14 protein-coding genes and 1 pseudogene are annotated in these 19132 nt (G+C 46.8%); 10 read left to right on the top strand and 5 right to left on the bottom strand.

Features of this window, described 5'->3' with window-relative positions:
* The first annotated feature begins 399 nt into the window (after positions 1-399).
* The 5 genes and pseudogenes from B5F71_RS08360 to B5F71_RS08375 all read left to right on the top strand — a co-directional run bounded on the left by B5F71_RS08360 (position 400) and on the right by B5F71_RS08375 (position 7396).
* Positions 400-1977, top strand: a complete 1578-nt coding sequence (locus B5F71_RS08360) for a pectate lyase (protein WP_087209231.1) — start codon at positions 400-402, stop codon at positions 1975-1977.
* A 13-nt stretch (positions 1978-1990) separates the two neighbouring features.
* Positions 1991-3448: a pectate lyase gene (locus B5F71_RS08365; protein WP_143269869.1), complete on the top strand. Its 1458-nt coding sequence runs from the start codon at positions 1991-1993 to the stop codon at positions 3446-3448.
* 98 nt (positions 3449-3546) lie between these two features.
* Positions 3547-4506 (top strand): annotated as a pseudogene (pelA, locus tag B5F71_RS21000) (pectate lyase); the annotation flags it as partial.
* 33 nt (positions 4507-4539) lie between these two features.
* Positions 4540-5652, top strand: a complete 1113-nt coding sequence (locus B5F71_RS21005; RefSeq protein WP_239414079.1) for an alpha/beta hydrolase family protein — start codon at positions 4540-4542, stop codon at positions 5650-5652.
* 19 nt (positions 5653-5671) lie between these two features.
* Entirely contained in the window at positions 5672-7396 is a 1725-nt protein-coding gene (locus tag B5F71_RS08375; protein ID WP_087209237.1) for a pectinesterase family protein, read from the top strand.
* Between the two features lie 87 nt (positions 7397-7483).
* Here B5F71_RS08375 and B5F71_RS08380 read toward each other — a convergent pair whose 3' ends face one another.
* Positions 7484-9586: a pectinesterase family protein gene (locus tag B5F71_RS08380; RefSeq protein WP_087209240.1), complete on the bottom strand. Its 2103-nt coding sequence runs from the start codon at positions 9584-9586 to the stop codon at positions 7484-7486.
* Positions 9587-9863: 277 nt separating this feature from the next.
* Between B5F71_RS08380 and B5F71_RS08390 the strand changes: the two genes are divergently transcribed.
* From B5F71_RS08390 to B5F71_RS08400, 3 genes are all read left to right on the top strand, one after another.
* Positions 9864-11252 (top strand): PTS transporter subunit IIC, encoded by a 1389-nt coding sequence (locus B5F71_RS08390; protein ID WP_087209246.1) that lies wholly within the window; start codon positions 9864-9866, stop codon positions 11250-11252.
* A gap of 35 nt (positions 11253-11287) precedes the next feature.
* Complete coding sequence (gene kduI, locus B5F71_RS08395; protein ID WP_022039622.1) at positions 11288-12208, top strand: 5-dehydro-4-deoxy-D-glucuronate isomerase; 921 nt, start codon at positions 11288-11290, stop codon at positions 12206-12208.
* 61 nt (positions 12209-12269) lie between these two features.
* Positions 12270-13736 carry an MFS transporter gene (locus B5F71_RS08400; RefSeq protein ID WP_191764811.1) on the top strand — a complete coding sequence of 489 codons (1467 nt, stop codon included), beginning with the start codon at positions 12270-12272 and terminating at the stop codon, positions 13734-13736.
* A 165-nt stretch (positions 13737-13901) separates the two neighbouring features.
* Here B5F71_RS08400 and B5F71_RS08405 read toward each other — a convergent pair whose 3' ends face one another.
* Together B5F71_RS08405 and B5F71_RS08410 are read right to left on the bottom strand one after the other, a co-directional pair.
* Positions 13902-15176 carry an acetylxylan esterase gene (locus tag B5F71_RS08405; RefSeq protein ID WP_239473431.1) on the bottom strand — a complete coding sequence of 425 codons (1275 nt, stop codon included), beginning with the start codon at positions 15174-15176 and terminating at the stop codon, positions 13902-13904.
* Between the two features lie 131 nt (positions 15177-15307).
* Entirely contained in the window at positions 15308-16279 is a 972-nt protein-coding gene (locus B5F71_RS08410; RefSeq protein WP_022039625.1) for a type I phosphomannose isomerase catalytic subunit, read from the bottom strand.
* Positions 16280-16677: 398 nt separating this feature from the next.
* Between B5F71_RS08410 and B5F71_RS20225 the strand changes: the two genes are divergently transcribed.
* Positions 16678-16875, top strand: a complete 198-nt coding sequence (locus tag B5F71_RS20225; protein WP_158098063.1) for a hypothetical protein — start codon at positions 16678-16680, stop codon at positions 16873-16875.
* On the opposite strand, the gene B5F71_RS08415 is transcribed toward B5F71_RS20225, so the two are convergent.
* Positions 16844-17539, bottom strand: a complete 696-nt coding sequence (locus B5F71_RS08415; protein ID WP_022039626.1) for an LrgB family protein — start codon at positions 17537-17539, stop codon at positions 16844-16846. The genes B5F71_RS20225 and B5F71_RS08415 overlap by 32 nt on opposite strands.
* Complete coding sequence (locus tag B5F71_RS08420; protein ID WP_087209248.1) at positions 17520-17870, bottom strand: CidA/LrgA family protein; 351 nt, start codon at positions 17868-17870, stop codon at positions 17520-17522. The genes B5F71_RS08415 and B5F71_RS08420 overlap by 20 nt, the downstream gene beginning before the upstream one ends.
* A gap of 243 nt (positions 17871-18113) precedes the next feature.
* On the opposite strand from B5F71_RS08420, the gene pta reads away from it, so the two are divergent.
* Positions 18114-19127 (top strand): phosphate acetyltransferase, encoded by a 1014-nt coding sequence (gene pta / locus B5F71_RS08425; protein ID WP_022039628.1) that lies wholly within the window; start codon positions 18114-18116, stop codon positions 19125-19127.
* The last annotated feature ends 5 nt before the right edge of the window (positions 19128-19132 follow it).

Here is a 19132-nt window from a genome sequence, read left to right on the forward strand (position 1 = left end):
CTGACGAAGAACAGGAGCGGAAAGGACCAAAAAATCGCCCAAAGCACACACGAAAACGGATACATCAAGCCAAGAAAAACTTTTTGGAGAAATTCAAAACAGCTTCTAAGATTATTAATCTTCATGCCGAAAGATTATTAATCTTCACGCTGTAAGATTAATAATCTTACAAGCGATGCAACTATTGCGAAAACATAAACGCATACGGCTTCATCGCCTTACGAAGCAAGTTTCATCAACCGACACATACAGCTTCGCAGGCAAATGAAGCCGTATACGTTAAAACTCCCATTCAAGTCCATCCTGCCCTAGTTCAAAATATGGTATATAAAAACCAATATTTCCCCCTCTACCACACGAAAAAGGCGTACTTTTGATACAAAAACAAAAACATCTTTTATGAAACATACGAAACCAGTCTGGCTTGCCATGGCATTTAGCTTTAGCTTATTTACCGCCTGTGCGGATACATCCCCTAAAACTGAGCAAGAAAAGCCCGGACAAGAAGAACCTGAACCGGAGCCGGACGAAGAAGAATTGCCCGACTATCCCGCTCCCGACCGGAACGCAACCCCCGCCTTTCCTTATGCTTTCGGAGCCGGACGCTTTACTTCCGGAGGAGCGGAAGGGAAGGTATATACCGTCACTTCCCTTGCCGATGACGGCTCTACGGGCACCTTGCGCTGGGCATTGAACCAATCGGGAAAGCGTACCATCGTCTTTGCCACGGGCGGACTTATCGAATTAAGCCAAGAGCTTAAAATCAATCATGGAGATGTAACCATTGCCGGACAAACCGCACCGGGAGGAGGCATCTGCCTGAAAGGGCATCCGGTTGTAGTAAATGCAGATAATGTCATCATACGGTTTATCCGTTTCCGCATGGGATCGGACAACCTGACGGAAACCGAAGCCGACGGAGGCGATGCCGTGTGGGGCAGAGGACGGAAAAACATCGTGATAGACCATTGCTCGATGAGCTGGAGCACCGACGAGTGTGCCTCTTTCTATAACAACGAGAACTTCACCCTACAATGGTGCATCATCAGCGAAAGCCTTACGCTCTCCGAGCATAGCAAAGGAAGGCATGGGTACGGAGGCATCTGGGGAGGAGAACCTGCCTCGTTCCACCATAACCTGCTGGCACACCATAGCAGCCGTACGCCCCGCCTTTCGGGAAGCCGCACCACGGGCAATCCCGATAAGGAGCAAATCGACCTGCGGAATAACGTATTCTATAATTGGGGACCGACCAACGGAGGCTATGCGGGCGAAGGAGGCTCGTACAATTTCATCAACAACTATTACAAGCCGGGACCTTCCACCTGTACGAAGAAAGGCATTGTCAACCGCATCTTCCAGCCTAACGGGGATGACGGAAGCCAGCAAAACCCGAAAGGCGTATGGGGAACTTTCTACGTAAACGGGAACTATTTCGATGATACCTGCCCCAACTTGCCCGAAAACTACAAAAAACTGATAGCGGAAGTCAATGCAGATAACTGGTCGGGCATACATCCCAATGAAAACAATTGCCCCTTGCCCGAAGGAGGCATCGAAGCCATCCGGTCGGAAGAAGCCTTCCTCATCACTCCCGATGCGGACGAATATACCCAACCGGCACAAGATGCTTACGATTGGGTATTGGCTCATGCGGGAGCATCGCTCGTCCGGGATGATGTAGACGCGCGTATTGTCGATAACGTGCGCCAAGGGAATTATACCGCCGAGGGAAGCAACGGAAGTTCGAATGGATTGATAGACCGTGCCGAAGACGTAGGCGGATGGCCTGATTACGCACCGGGCACAGCTCCGGCAGACACAGACGGAGACGGCATGCCCGATGCATGGGAAGAAGAACAACACTTGAACCCGAACGATGCTTCGGACGGAGCCAAATACAACCTCAGCCCCTACTATACCAACTTGGAGGTTTACCTGAATAGCTTAGTAGAAGATTTATATCCTAACCCTTAATACCTTATTATATATGAACCTGAAAAGAGAACTCGGAACAGCCGCCTGCCTGATTGCGCTCTCGTTATGCGCCTTACCGGCATCAGCATCCACCGACCGCGTACCGGCATTCCCCGGAGCCGACGGTGCGGGGAAATATACTACCGGCGGAAGAGGCGGAAAAGTATATACCGTCAATTCCTTGAAAGACGACGGGTCGGAAGGCACGTTGCGCTGGGCAATCCGCAAGAAAGGGCCGCGCACCATCGTATTTGCCGTAAGCGGCATCATCGAACTGCAATCCCCACTCTATATCAATAACGGAGACCTGACCATTGCCGGACAGACCGCTCCGGGCGACGGCATCTGCCTGAAAAACTATACGCTGGGAATCAAGGCGGACAACGTCATCATCCGCTTCATCCGTTCGCGCATGGGAGCGGACATCAAGCAAAAAGGGAACGATGCCATGAACGGATTCAATAACCACCGGGATATCATCATCGACCATTGTTCGATGAGCTGGAGCACGGACGAATGTGCCACGTTCTACGATAACCGGAACTTCACGATGCAATGGTGCATCGCCAGCGAAAGCCTGCTCAACTCCATCCACAAAAAAGGCAAGCACGGCTATGGAGGCATCTGGGGAGGACAGCCCGCCTCGTTCCACCACAATCTGCTGGCACATCACTCCAACCGCACGCCCCGCCTGTGCGGAAGCCGCTATACAGGCAAGCCCGAAGAAGAGCGGGTGGAATTGTTCAACAATGTCATCTACAATTACGGAAGTGCCGGAGCATACGCGGGCGAAGGAGGTTCGTATAATTTCCTGAACAATTACTATAAGCCCGGTCCCTATACCGCTACGGTCTCCTCATACAAACGTTTGTTTACAGCATATCCCGATGACGGAACGAACTCCAATACAAAAGGTATTCACGGTGTTTTCTATCTGAACGGGAACTACATGGATGATTCATGCACCAAGCTGAGCGAAAAGCAACGGAAAGACATGCAAAAGGTGAACAAGGACAATACCGTAGGGTTGATTTTAAAAGACAAAACCGCAGACAAAACAACTTACTTATCCGATTCCCCCTTCGATATAGCCGAACATACTTCGCTCCAACCGGCACACGAAGCTTATGAAGCCGTATTGCAATACGCAGGAGCTTCCTTCAAACGGGATGCATACGACCAACGTATCGTAGATGAAACCCAGCAGGGCATCTATCATTATGAAGGAAGCCACGGAAGTACTAACGGCATGATAGACCAACCCAGCGATGTAGGCGGATGGGATGAATACCAGTCTGACATTGCTCCTATTGATACTGACTCCGACGGAATGCCCGATGAATGGGAAAAACAACACGGCTTAAACCCCAATGACGCCTCGGATGGGGCTGTTTACAGCCTGAGTACCGACTATACCAATCTGGAAGTTTATCTGAATGGTTTGGTTAACCATTTATATCCGAAAAACTGAGAAGTAAGAGTTAAGCCATGAAAAACCAATTACTATGCCTGCTGATATGTGGACTGGCAAGTTTCGCACACGCACAAGATATCCCCTCACTAAAAAGTATGGATGACGGCATCCACCACTGGAATCTGGGACATCCCGTCCGCAACTATGCCCGCTATGCCCCTGAACAGTACAAGGAAATAGCCAACAATTTCATTGCTTACCAGAATCAAGACGGCGGATGGCCCAAAAACATCGACTGGCTGGCCATTCTGCCGCCCGACTCGGTATACAGCACATTAAGCGACCGATACAAACGCAGTACGCTGGACAACCGCAATACGTACTCACAAATCGATTATCTTGCCCATGTATATACGCTGACCAGACAGGCACGCTACAAAGATGCCGCTCTCAAAGGGTTGAGCTACCTTCTTAAAACTCAAAAGAAAAACGGAGGCTGGCGCGGCTGGGACGTAGATGCCATCACATACAATGATGAGGTGACCACCGGTGTACTGGAACTCTTTTTACGCATCAACGAAGGAGATATCCATTACACCTGGCTGGACGACACAATGAGGAAAAAAATCCACCAGGCATTTTGGATGGGAATCGACATGATTTTGCGTACTCAATATGTACAGAACGGCACCAAAACTGTATGGGGACAGCAACACGACAACAAGACATTGCTCCCTACACATGCCCGCAGCTTCGAACTTCCGTCACTGGTTTCGAGCGAAAGCTGTAGTATCCTGCGCCTGCTGATGCACATTCCTCACCCTACACCTCCGGTCATAGATGCCGTAAAAGCCGGCATATCCTGGCTGGAAAAATCAGCAATCCAAGGTATCCGCATCGAAAAGGTACCCATAGACAAAACGCAAATCACCAACGCAGAATATCCCTACGACAGAATTGTCGTGGAAGACGCTAAAGCTCCACGCATCTGGGCCCGTTTTTACGAACTGGATACCAACCGTCCCTTCATGGCTAACCGCAATGGGAAAAAAGTCTATCAGCTGAAAGATGTAGCACCCGAACGACGGGTAGGCTATGCATGGTACACATACGTTCCCGAAGCCATCTTACAAGCTTATCCGGCATGGATAAAAAAAATAGAGGCAGAACAAGCATACACAGGCTACGAAACCATAAACGATATGCCTATCTTCTACCAAGAACTGAAGCAAACACTCACCTATCCACTGGCGTGGGGCAATGCACCAGAAAAAGATTTCAGCCGCTGGCGTGAACAGGCACGCCGGAAATTGCTGGAATGCATGCAGCCTGCACCTCCCGAATCTGCCTTCGATATGAAAGTCATCGAGAGTGAGCAACGTGAGGGCTATACGGCACAAAAAATCGTATTTAACATTTCCAAATGGTCTCGCGTGCCGGCATACCTCTTGGTACCTGAAGGAAAAGGTCCATTTCCTGCTATCCTGCTACTACACGACCATGGTGCACATTTCACCATCGGAAAAGAAAAGATGGTACGTCCGTTTCACGTATCAGAAGTCGTACAAGCAGATGCAGACGATTGGGTAACACGTTGCTACGACGGACAATACGTAGGTGATTATCTGGCACAACACGGATACATCGTGCTGGCAGTAGATGCCCTGTTCTGGGGCGAACGCGGACGAAAAGAATATCCACGCTACGATTCGCAACAAGCTTTATCTGCTAATTTGCTTCAGATGGGCATGTCATGGGGAGCACTCATCACGTGGGACGATATCCGAAGTGCTGAGTTCTTGAGTTCTCTTCCTAATGTCGATAAGGAAAAAGTCGGTACAATGGGCTTCTCTATGGGAGCACATCGGGCATGGATGACCATGGCGGCTACCGATGCCGTAAAAGCCGGAGCTGCCGTATGCTGGATGAATACCACCGATAGTCTGATGACTTTAACCAACAACCAGAACAAAGGTGGTTCGGCATACGCCATGATTATCCCGAACCTCCGGCGTTACATGGATTATCCACACGTAGCAAGCATCGCCTGTCCCAAGCCGATGTTATTCACCAACGGACTGAAAGACAAACTTTTTCCGGTAGACGGGGTAAAGTCGGCATACGAAATCCTGCACAAAGTATGGGAAAGCCAGGGAGCCGATAAACACCTCCATACCCAACTCTACGACTTGCCCCATTTCTGCAGCAAAGAAATCCAGCAAGCCGTATTAGAGTTTTTCAATAAAGAATTCAACCATTGAAAACATATACCATCATTTTATGAAAAAAGTTCATTTGTTCTGCATCTTACTGACAGTTCTGTTCCTGTCAGCATTCAAGTCAGACCGGGTTATCACGATTTTTATGATAGGTGATTCCACCATGGCCAATAAATCGTTGGATGCCGGTAATTTAGAACGAGGCTGGGGACACGTTTTAGGAGGATTTTTCACCGAAGACGTACGCGTAGACAACCATGCTTTAAACGGAAGAAGCTCGAAAAGTTTCATTGACCAAGGACACTGGGAAGAAGTGGTAAACAAAATCCGCCCAGGTGACTATGTATTTATCCAGTTCGGACATAATGACGAGAAAACGAACCCTGACCGTCATACCGAACCAGGTACAACTTTCGATGAAAACCTCCGGAAATTCGTACGTGAGACACGCGAAAAAGGAGGTATTCCCGTCTTGTTTAATTCTGTAGTACGCCGCAATTTCGGTGAAAACCCCAATGCGATTGCTGCTGATGACCTCCGTCCCGAAAAGACAGATGCCATCGAAGAAGGAGATACGCTGATAGATACCCATGGAAAATATCTTGACTCGCCACGCAATGTGGCAAAAGAACTGGATGTAGTATTCATCGATCTCAACCGTGCCACAAAGGAACTGGTAGAATCAATGGGCGTAGAAGGTTCAAAAAGACTTTTCATGTGGATTCCGGCAGGTGTTTCACCCGCTTGCCCCAAAGGACGCCAAGACAATACCCATTTCAACGTATACGGTGCCAGACAGGTAGCCAGACTTGCCGTACAAGCCATCGAGAAGCAAATTCCCGAATTGGGCAAGTACGTACGTTATTATGATTTTGTAGTAGCAAAAGATGGTAGCGGCGATTTCTTCACCGTTCAGGAAGCAATTAATGCCGTACCCGATTTCCGCAAAAAACATCGCACTACCATTCTTGTACGGAAAGGCGAATACAAAGAACGTGTCATCGTCCCTGCCTCAAAAATCAATGTATCACTTATCGGCGAAGAGGGAGCCATAATCACTGATGACAATTATGCCTCGAAGAAAAATATTTTCGGCGAAGAAATGTCTACCTCCGGTTCATCTACCGTCTACATTTACGCTCCCGACTTTTATGCCGAAAACATCACTTTTGCCAATACGGCAGGAAAGGTAGGGCAAGCTGTAGCATGTTTTGTCGACGGCGATCGTGCCTATTTCCGGCATTGCCGTTTTCTAGGCAACCAAGACACACTCTACACCTATGGCAAAGAAAGCCGACAATACTACGAGGAATGCTATATAGAAGGCACTGTCGATTTCATCTTTGGCTGGAGCACTGCCTTATTCAAAAATTGCGAGATACGAAGCTTAGGTGATGGCTATGTGACCGCTCCCTCTACCGACCAAGGGAAAGACTATGGATATGTATTCTGGAACTGCCGCCTGACTTCAGACAAGGAAACTAGCAAAGTTTATCTGGCTCGTCCGTGGCGTCCCTATGCCCAAGTGGTTTACATAGAATGCGAATTGGGCAAACACATTGTTCCGGCAGGCTGGAACAACTGGGGTAAAGCATCGAATGAAAAAACCGCGTTCTTCGCTGAATACAAAAGCACTGGCGAAGGAGCAAGCCCAAATACTAGAGTACCCTATAGCCACCAACTGACTGACATCACAAGATACCAGCCCGAAAAGGTATTGGCAGGAAACGATGGATGGAATCCTCTTAAAAATGGCAATGCCCTATTGACAGACATCAAGCGGTAACTGTAAGAACTAATCAGGAGTTAAAAGCCCAAACCTACAAGGTTATTGACTTTTAACTCCTGATTAGTTCTTACAGTTATACGACTTTTATTCGCACGGATTCCAATTTCCTGACATAAAATAAAAACGGTCCAAAGTTATATCATTTACCTCTTTTTCGGTCAACTGCTTTGCCCATCCGACCCGTTGGCCGGTTATTGCACCTTCACCGGTGTTTCCGTATTCAGCATAACGAGCAGTCTTCTCATTTTCCTTATTATTCCAATTGTGCCAGCCTGCCGGAACAATGTGTTTGCCCAACTCGCAATTCATAAATACGGTAGAAGCATACGGACGCCACGGACGTCCCAGATAGACTTTATTTACACCGGCATCGGCAGTCAGTTTGCACTTATTAAACACATAACCATAAGAAATATAGGCAGGAGTAGAAGCTGCTGACACATACGAATTGGCTTTACTGTGAATGGTGCATCCCTCGAACCAAGCAGTAGAAGGACCAAAGATGAAATCAGTAGTTCCCTCTATGTAGCACCCTTCGAAATAAAGACGAGTTCCTTCTGTCCCCGTATAGACTGTATCTTGATTGCCCAACAACCGGCAATTATAGAATCTTAAGCAATCTCCTTCTGTATGCAAGGCTACAGCCTGTCCCAAGCGGGGTGCATTATTCTCAATAGTTATGTTACGGAACGTGATGTAATTGCCCTCTACTTTCACCGTATAGGTTCGGAAAGTACCCATTTTGTTCATATTGGCATGATCGGCATTCGTTATTATTGTCTTGCCAGCATCTTCACCGATAATCTCAATGTGCTGAAGCCACGAAGGCACAACCAGCTTTTCACGATAAACACCATTCTTGACATAAATCTTTACATCATAATCCATAAAAGCTCTTGCCGACTCCAAAGCATCCTTTAAAGTAGTAAAGTCGCCCGAACCATCCTGAGCCACCATCAACGTTCTAGGTTCGGCAAAACGACGTTGCTCCTTAGGAAGACTTTCCCATTCCAGGCTTGCCAGAATAAACGGTCCAACAGCCTTCGGGTCGTTGTCACGAATCTTCTCATTTATATAATAGGTATAATCACCCGACCGGTAATTCTTGCCTCCCAGTCCGGCAACTGCGCAAGCACGGGTTATCGACACCAACCCATTTTCGTCCACCTTTATAAAATGATTTAAAATGCCTTCGTAACCTTTACGCGCCGTATTGAAATAAGAAGAACTGATATATCCCTTACGCACTGCTTTCAAGAGGGAATAGACAAACATCGTAGAGCAGGACGACTCCAAATAATTTCCTTCATCACCACTACGATCCATCACCTGATACCACAATCCTTCCGGACTTTGATATTTTTTCAACGTCTTGGCAACGTGGTTCAGTATCACCAGCAATGAGTCACGTCCCGGTTCATGCATCGGAAGATAATCAAGCACATCAACGATTGCCATTGTATACCATCCCAACGCACGTCCCCAGCAATGCTGCGACTGACCGGTAGTCTTATCCGCCCATTTTTCTGTCTTACTTACATCACAAGCATGGCGGAACAAGCCCGTCTCCGAATCGTACGTATGACGCGCAGCCAACTTTATCTGCTTGATAACCTCTTGATAATCTTCCGGTTCATTATTCCGGTAAGCATACTCCACCAAATAAGGAACCCCCATATAGATACCGTCCAACCACATTTGGTGAGGATATACTTTCTTATGCCAAAAGCCTCCATCAGCATTGCGAGGCTGTCCGTCGAACTGTGTGCGAATCAAATCCAAGGCTTTCTTGTACTTCGGTTCCTTAGTCTGTTCATAAATGCGGAACAAGAATTTTCCGGAATTGATACGGTCCAGGCTATATTCTTCTACCTTGTATTTCTTGATTGTCCCGTCTGCATTAACCATCGTATCGGCATAAGCCAAAGCATACTCGAAAAAACGGTTGTCGCCATAACGGTCGTACACATCCAACATAGCCCCTAATTCCAGCCCATGACAATAATCCCATTTCAATGACGGTTGGAAATCAAGTTGCCACGACTCAGGATTTCTTACCATTTCCGACTCTGCCATACGGACAGACCAAGGCTTCTGCGGCTCGAAGGAATCGGTCTTTGCCTGAATTTTACCCAAAGTTGCCAACACAACCCCCAACATCATAACTAAAAAGCTCTTGTTTCTCATAACGTGTTTTTTATTTGTTTTTGCATGAATGCCCACACTCCCTTAACAGTTACAAAAGTAAAGAAAAAGTAGATGAGCCATGTGGATTTTCTGGGCTTAAAAGTGGATTATTTATTCAAGAAACAAGAATTATCGTGTACGATAACGGAAAATTTCGACAAATACTGCAATTTCTTGCCAAATCAATTGCAAATTAAAAGAAAAGACCGTACATTTGGTGCAATTACATTCATTATTAACCTTATAAACGTATTTATAGTAAAGAGAAACGTAACGTATGGAACAGGTTTTTAGCTATATCATCGGTCTGGGAGCAGCGGTGATGATGCCTATTATTTTTACAATTTTAGGAGTATGTATCGGAATTAAATTCGGGAAAGCACTCAAGAGCGGATTGCTCGTCGGAGTCGGTTTTGTAGGATTATCGGTAGTGACCGCTTTGTTGACAAGCAGCCTGGGAGAACCACTGAAAAGAGTCACCGAAATCTATGGGTTAAGTCTAGGTATCTTCGACATGGGATGGCCTGCTGCTGCATCAGTTGCATACAACACATCTGTAGGTGCTTTCATCATTCCTGTATGCCTTGCAGTCAATATCGTGATGTTGCTGACCAAAACAACCAAAACCGTCAACATCGACCTGTGGAACTATTGGCACTTTGCTTTTATCGGTGCTGTGGTCTATTTCGCATCAGACAATATCTGGTGGGGATTTTTTGCCGCCATTATCTGCTACATTATTACTTTGGTAATGGCAGACCTGACCTGCAAACAATTCCAGACCTATTACGACAAGATGGACGGCATCTCCATCCCTCAACCTTTCTGCCAGGGTTTTGTACCCTTTGCCGTAGTTATCAATAAGGCACTGGATAAAATTCCCGGATTTGAGAAATTAAACATCGATGCGGAAGGTATGAAAAAGAAATTCGGCATCATGGGTGAACCTCTTTTTCTAGGTGTCATCGTGGGATGCGGCATTGGTGCATTAGCTTGTGAAAGCGGCAAGCAGCTGGTCGACAACATTCCTGCCATTTTGGGACTGGGCATTAAGATGGGAGCTGTAATGGAATTGATTCCACGTATCACTTCATTATTCATTGAAGGATTGCGCCCAATCTCGGATGCCACCCGTGAATTAATTGCCCGCAAATTCAAGAATGCAAGCGGACTGAACATTGGTATGAGCCCTGCATTGGTCATCGGCCATCCTACAACGCTTGTTGTCTCGTTGTTACTGATTCCTGTTACTTTATTTTTATCGGTTATACTTCCCGGAAACCAATTCTTGCCGCTTGCCTCGCTGGCTGGTATGTTCTACTTGTTTCCGGCGGTCCTTCCCATCACTAAAGGCAACGTATTGAAAACATTCATCATCGGCCTGGTAGCTTTGATTGTAGGACTCTATTTCGTTACCGATTTGGCTCCTTTCTTTACCCAAGCCGCACAAGACGTATATGTAAAGACACAAGACTCTGCCGTAAAAATACCCGAAGGGTTCCAAGGAGGTGCACTCGACTTTGCCTCAAGCCTCTTCTCATGGGCTATTTTCCACCTTGTATATAATATGAAGATTGTAGGTTCTATTATCCTTGTTGCCTTTACACTGGCTTTGGCAATCTTTAACCGACGCCGGATTATCAAGGAAAGCCGCAACGCTGAATAATCAATAAAAAACAAACTATAAAAAACGAAAGCAACATGAAAAAATTAGCAATTGCAATGATGTTAGGTGCAGCCGCTTTATCGGCAAATGCACAAGTAAACGTACGCATGCAAACGGCATGCAACCCCCAAGATGTAAAAACATACGACACACAAAGACTTCGTAACAGTTTCATGATGGAAAAAGTAATGGTTGCCGACCAAATCAACCTGACTTATTCCATGTACGACCGCTTCATCTTCGGCGGAGCCGTTCCCGCAACCAAAGAACTGACACTGGAAACCTTTGATGCACTGAAAGCTCCTTATTTCCTGTTCAACCGCGAACTGGGAGTCATCAACATCGGTGGCGAAGGTATCGTAACCGTAGATGGCAAAGAATACGAACTGGGATTCAAAGAAGCCCTGTACGTTGGCCGTGGAAACAAAAATGTGACATTCAAGAGCAAAGATGCCAGCAAGCCTGCCAAGTTCTATATCAACTCGGCACTGGCACATAAAGAGTACAAGACACAACTGATTACCATCGACGGACGCAAAGGCTCTTTGAAAGCCAACTCATTCCCTGCCGGAAAAATGGAAGAAAGCAACGACCGTGTCATCAACCAGCTGATTGTGAACAACGTACTGGAAGAAGGCCCGTGCCAACTCCAAATGGGATTGACCGAACTGAAACCCGGCAGTGTATGGAACACCATGCCTGCACATACCCACAGCCGCCGCATCGAAGCGTATTTCTATTTCAACGTTCCTGAAGGCAACATGATTTGCCACTTAATGGGCGAACCACAAGAAGAACGTCTGGTATGGCTTGCCAACGAACAGGCTATCATGTCACCCGAATGGTCTATCCATGCAGCAGCCGGCACCAGCAACTACATGTTCATCTGGGGTATGGCTGGTGAGAACCTGGACTATGGAGATATGGACAAGATTTCTTACACAGAAATGAGATAAGCACCCTCCCGCCATTTATTAACTAAAAACTATCTAAACGATAAAAACAAGATTCAATACCATGAACAATTCAACTAATACCGGAGCGAAGATGAGCAATTACCGCTGGGTAATCTGTAGCATGCTATTCTTGGCTACCGCAGCAACTTATATGGACCGCCAGGTTCTATCGCTTACCTATAAAGACTTTATCGCTCCCGAACTGAACTGGTCGGATGCCAATTATGGAACCATCACGGGTGTATTCTCGTTAGTTTACGCCATCAGTATGCTGTTCATCGGAAAGTTTATCGATAAAGTAGGTACGCGCCGCGGTTATCTCATTGCCTTCGGCACATGGGTAGTGGGTGCATTCTTACATGCTTTTACCGGCATACTGACCAATGGCATCGTAAGTGGCGACTGGATGTTCACTTTCGGAGCCGCACGCGAAAACCTTGCCGCCATCAAAGCTACTGGAAATATCGCACTGGCGGTATCAACTGTCAGTGTCTGGCTGTTTGTATTCATGCGGTGCATTGTTGCCATCGGTGAATCGGGCAATTTCCCTTCAGCCATCAAGATTACTGCCGAATATTTTCCGAAGAAAGACCGTGGCTTCGCTACCGGCTTGTTCAATGCAGGTGCACAAGTAGGTGCTCTGGTAGCCCCGTTCATCATACCGGGCATTGCACGTGCTTTCGGCTGGGAAATGGCATTCATCGTAATGAGTGGAGTCGGGCTGCTCTGGATGATTTTGTTCTACAAATTCTACGACAAGCCACGTGACAACAAGCATGTGAACAAAGCTGAACTTGAATACATCGAACAGGATGCAATAGCCGAAAATACGGTCAGCAAAGACAATAATGACGGACCGAAAATCGGACTTTGGAAATGCTTCACTTTCCGCCAGACATGGGCGGTCATCTTCGGACGTTTCCTGCCCGATGGTGTATGGTGGTTCTTCCTGTTTTGGGCTCCGGCATATATCCGTGATGTATACGGATACAGTTCAGACTCTACCATGGGAATGATGCTGATCTTTACACTGTATCTGATTTCGATGTTGTCGCTTTACGGAAGTTATCTGCCTACATTCTTTGTTGAAAAGCAAAAAATGGACCCCTATAAAGGCAGAATGAAAGCCATGCTGATTTTCTCGTTCTTCCCATTGATAGGTTTGTTTGCCCAGTCGACCGGTGCAGCTTCTTGCTGGTATCCGATTATCATCATCGGTATCATCGGTGCAGCACACCAGAGTTGGAGCGCAAATGTCTATTCAGTAGTAAGTGATATGTTCCCGAAATCGGCCGTAGCTACCGTTACAGGCATCGGTGGTATGGCAGGTGGTGTAGGCTGCTTGCTTTTCAACCAGTGCTCGGGTTTGCTATTTACTTATTCGAAAGAAACCAACATGTCTTTCCTTGGTTTTCAGGGTATCGATGCCGGCTACATGATTGTATTCATCGTAGCATCGCTCGCCTACCTGTTCAGTTGGATTATGATGAAGATCATGGTACCTAAATATAAACTGGTAGAAGTATAATCCGCCAGACGGATTTAGAAACCGTTTCTAATTTTTTGCACATTTTGGTTTTCATTTTCGGTGTGCCTGCACTACTATTGTTCTCATAGTATGCAGGCACGCTTTTTTCAGAAGATATTCTTTGAGTCCCGGAACACATTCACAGACTGAATCCCAATACAACGGTTACCTTAAATGTCTCTGAATCCATTTCAGATGTCCGTATTCTGTTGCTTCCGAAGTCCAGTGTTCGTTAATGGGGGTTATCAGCGCCTCCTTGGGGCAGGTCAATACATTATAAACAATGTAGCTGGTAGTAGGAGGGCATGTATTGTCATTATACCCCCATGTCATATAGACCGGCACCTTGATGCGCCGGGCAAAGTTGACCACATCATAATAGGCCATAGTACGGATTTTCGCAGGTGTATCCATATCCTGATAACGCTTGAAAAAATGAGGATAACCTCCGGCACGTCCTGCCTTATATCCTGCCATGTCACTCAATGCCGGATGATTTGCCACACAAGCCGTTACACGCTTATCCAGTCCAGCCGTTACCAGTGCCAGTGCCCCGCCTTGGCTTCCGCCTTGTACGATAACATTCTTCCCGTCCCAGTCGGGCAAAGAAGTGAGGTAATCGATGGCACGCACACATGCCATGTAGACTTTCTTCATGTAATAATTCTCGCGGTCATCAATACCGAACGTCAGGTAATCGCCGAAAGCCGCCGATATCTCCTTAAACTCTTTGCCGGTCATTTTCGGATTCAGTCCATGAATCTCCATTTCCATACGGATGCATCCTTCTTCGGCATAATAAATATGACGCCCAGGCTCTTTAATGGTCTTTACTCCCGCACCCGGAGGACAAAGTACCACGGGATATTTGCCCGAAGCCTTGGGACGGGTCAGATAACCATATACATACGAACCGGGACGGAAACATTGCAACTTGACCAGAAAACATTCGGTCGTTTCCGAAGCATATTCGGGAGCTGGCTCTATGGTATATTCCATCGGACACCTGGCAGCCTCAGCCAAATTCTTTTCCCAAAACGCGTTGAAGTCATCAGGGAGCTGTGTATAAGGCTGCAATTTTTCAGGAGAGAATCCCACCTTTACATGATGTCTGTAGGTCTGCCTGTCTATGGTTGCCGTAAGCCGGCAATCCAGGAATCCGGGCTGATTCATCGTACCCAACTGAATGACGGCACGTCCGTTTTTCAGCACAACCTTTCCGCTACGGTGTGCCGGCATCATATCCTCTCCCAGCTCATAAGCCACTTCTATTCCATCCTGAGGGATACCATATTTATAAAACTGCACCTCCACCTTTGCCTGCTCGCCCACTTGATAAAGCCAGTCGGGATGGTCGGGTACCGTTACCCACAGCACATCACTACGATAGGGATAATTTTCCGCAAAAAGAGGTGTGACCGCCCATACAAGCAAACACATCCATACAGAGATAAACCAATTTTTCGTATTCATCATTTTACATTTATACACAATAAAGGCGCAAAAGAAAGTATGTTTTCTTAACCACACACTTTCTTTTGCGCCTTAACCTTTATTTATACTCGCAATTATCAAACATAAGTTTCAAGGAATTTCACCTGCCCTTCCGGTTTTACCGAAAGCTTCTGGGTAGTAGCCGGGAACAATACCGACTCGCCTGCCTGAAGCGAAAGTTGGTTGCCCTCATTGTCGGTCACACTACAAGCCCCTTCCATACAGATATAAATCACAAACGAGTCAAGCTCGCTATAATCCATTTCCATCGGTTCGGTCAAGTCGTACACCGTAGTGGTGAAATAAGGACACGCCACCAGTTCTACCGGTTCGTTCTGCTTCGGCGTGTAATGCGTACGGTAATCTTCATTCACCGTATAGTCGATGGCATCTTTCGAAAGCTCGGTATGCAGTTCGCGCGTATTGCCGTTCTTGTCCTTACGGTTGAAATCATAAATACGGTAAGTAATGTTCGAAGTCTCCTGGATTTCGGCGATAAAACATCCGGCTCCGATGCTATGGATACGTCCGGCAGGCAAGAAGAACACATCACCCGGCTGAACCGCATAGTCGGCAAGCGCGTCACAAATAGTATTGTCGGCAATCATCTGCGCATACTCTTCGGGCGTAATCTGCTTTGACAATCCCGAACGCAAATGGGCTTTTCCGCCATCATTGCCGATAACATACCACATCTCGGTCTTGCCCAGCGACTGATGACGTTTCATCGCCAGTTCGTCATCCGGATGCACCTGAATAGACAAGTCCTGGCAAGCATCGATAAACTTGATAAGTAAAGGGAATTTGCCGTTGAAACGTTTGTAATTGCTCTCCCCTACCAAAGCCGCTTTATATTCATCTACCATCTGTGTAAGGTTTTTCCCTGCGTCAGCACCGTTTGCCACCACAGACTCATCACCCGGAACGTCCGAGATTTCCCAACTTTCTCCTACTTGCTCTTGCTGGATATCAAGGTGTTTGAACGGAATGATTTTCTCTCCTCCCCAAATGGTCGATTTTAAAATCGGTTTAAACTTTAATGGATACATAGAACTAAAAGATTAGGTTAATTTATTACTACGGCAAAGGTAAGAAAACTTATGGAATTGCGAAATACATTCGGATGGTTTTACAGGACAAACGCACCAGATAACTGACCTTTCTGCAAGATTAATAATCTTGCACGCGTAAGATTAATAATCTTACAGCCGGAAGATTAATAATCTTACCAACCATGCACTTATCTGCATTTATCCGCGCAACTATATATAGCACGCAATGTATATAGTTGCGCCCTGCTCCGCAAGTAACTGCATCACACAAAATCAACCGAGACTTTTGCCCGCCATAAGGCTATGCACAAGTTATCAACAGTTATGAACAGCCTGTTGATAACTTGTGCATAACAGAAGAAACGGTTAAGAAGCTGTTTTGAATTTATCGTGCGATGATTTGGGATGAGTTTTTGAGGCATTTTCGCTTCTGTGATGAGGAAGATAGCGGGCTATCTGACGAAGAGCAGGAGCGAAAAGGACCAAAAAATCGCCCAAAGCACACACGAAAACGGATACATCAAGCCAAGAAAAACTTTTTGGAGAAATTCAAAATAGCTTCTAATAAAGTCCCAGCAGATGCAGGATGGTAGGAGCCAGCAAGGCGGTCAGAATACCGTTCAATGTCAGCCCCAGACTGGCGTATGCACCGTATTTGCCGCTTATTTCCATTGCCCGCGAAGTGCCTACGGCATGCGAAGCCGTACCCATCGACAAGCCTTGTGCGATAGGGCTTCCTACATGCCCCACCTGCAACACCTTAAATCCACAGATGGCACCAAACAGCCCTACTACAATCACTACGGCTGCGGTCAAGGAAGGAATGCCGCCTACGGCGTTCGACACTTCCATGGCAATCGGTGTCGTAACCGACTTCGGAGCCAAAGACATGATCACCTCGGGCGAAGCCCCCATCACCTTGGCAATAACCGTTACGGCAACCAGCCCTACCACACAACCCGCCAACTGGGAAATGAGAATCGGCATAAGCTGTTTCTTTATCATTTTCAACTGCAAATACAAGGGAACCCCCAACGCCACCACGGCAGGCTTCAGCCAAAACTCGACCAGCGATCCTGCCTCGGAATAAGTCTCGTAAGAAACGTCCGTACATTGCAAAAAGCATATCAGCAATGCGATAGCCAACAGGATGGGATTCAGAATGAGCCATCCCGTCTTCTTCTGTATCACTTTCGAAAGAAAATAAAACCCGAAAGTAATGGCAAGCAAAAAGAACTTATTTGTGAAAAAATCCATATTTTCTGACGATTTGATGTACCCAACCTGTAACGACCAATACCAGTACTGTGCTGACCAGCGTAGCAACGACTATGGGCCAGAACTGCGCCCGGATAATATCGAAATAAAGCATTAACGCAACTCCCGAAGGAACAAAAAAGAAACCCAGGTTTGCAACCAAGAAATTGCTCAGCCCCTGTACCCATTCCAGCTTAATCCATCCCAGCTGCAAGAACAACGTGAGCAGAAGCATCCCGATGATACTCGAAGGCAGGTGGATTCCCGTGAGGTAAACTACCAGTTCCCCCAGCGCAAGGCATCCAAATAAAATTGAACACTGACGAACCATATCCTAAAAACTTTAACTATTGAAAACGGACGCAAAGGTAAACATTCTGGTGTTATCTTGTACAGAAACGGGCTTTTTTATTTTTCCTGCTGTCAAACATATTAAAATTCTCTACTTCTTCCGAAAAAAAAAGCCGTCTTTGCAAACTTGATATTACAAAAAAACGTATTTTTGCAGTGCGGTATGAGAAAAGCGTTATCGCACACAACAAAAAGAATCACATATTAAAAAATATACAAATCTATGGATTTAATTAGTCAAATTGTTGAACGCGCAAAAGCGAACAAACAGCACATTGTGCTTCCGGAAGGAACAGAAGAACGTACGTTGAAAGCTGCCAATCAGATATTGACAGATGGTGTGGCCGACCTGACTTTGTTGGGCAATCCCGATGAAATCATGGCGCTCGCAAAAGAATGGGGTTTGGGTAACATCCATAAAGCTACCATCATCGATCCCGAAACCAGCCCGAAAAAAGAAGCATACGCACAATTATTGTGCGAACTGCGGAAGAAAAAGGGCTTGACCATCGAAGAAGCCCGCAAACTGGTGCTCGACCCGCTGTATTACGGCTGCCTGATGATTAAGGCAGGTGATGCCGATGGCCAGCTTGCCGGAGCCCGCAACACGACCGGCAATGTATTGCGTCCGGCACTGCAAATTATTAAGACTGCTCCGGGCATCACGTGTGTATCCGGTGCCATGCTCTTATTGACTCACGCCCCCGAATGTGGCGACAATGGTGTAATCGTTATGGGTGACGTAGCCGTTACTCCGGTTCCCGATGCAGGCCAATTGGCACAGATTGCTGTCTGCACCGCCCGCACTGCTAAAGCCGTTGCAGGTATCGAACCACGCGTAGCCATGCTGAGTTTCTCCACCAAGGGGTCGGCTAAACACGAAGTGGTAGACAAAGTGGTAGAAGCGCTGAAGATTGCCAAGGAAATGGATCCGGCACTGAAGATTGACGGAGAAATGCAGGCAGACGCCGCTTTGGTTCCGAGAATCGGACAGAGCAAGGCTCCGGGTTCGGAAATCGCCGGATATGCCAATGTACTGGTAGTACCCAGCCTGGAAGTAGGTAACATTTCTTACAAGCTGGTAGAACGCTTAGGACATGCCACTGCGGTAGGTCCGATTCTTCAGGGTATCGCCCGTCCGGTCAATGACCTGTCGCGCGGCTGCTGCATTGACGATGTATACAAGATGATTGCCATCACAGCCAACCAGGCTATTGCGGCGAAAGCACAAGAATAACCATG

The organism is Bacteroides sp. An269 (genome assembly GCF_002159755.1).
Lineage (GTDB): Bacteria > Bacteroidota > Bacteroidia > Bacteroidales > Bacteroidaceae > Phocaeicola > Phocaeicola intestinalis.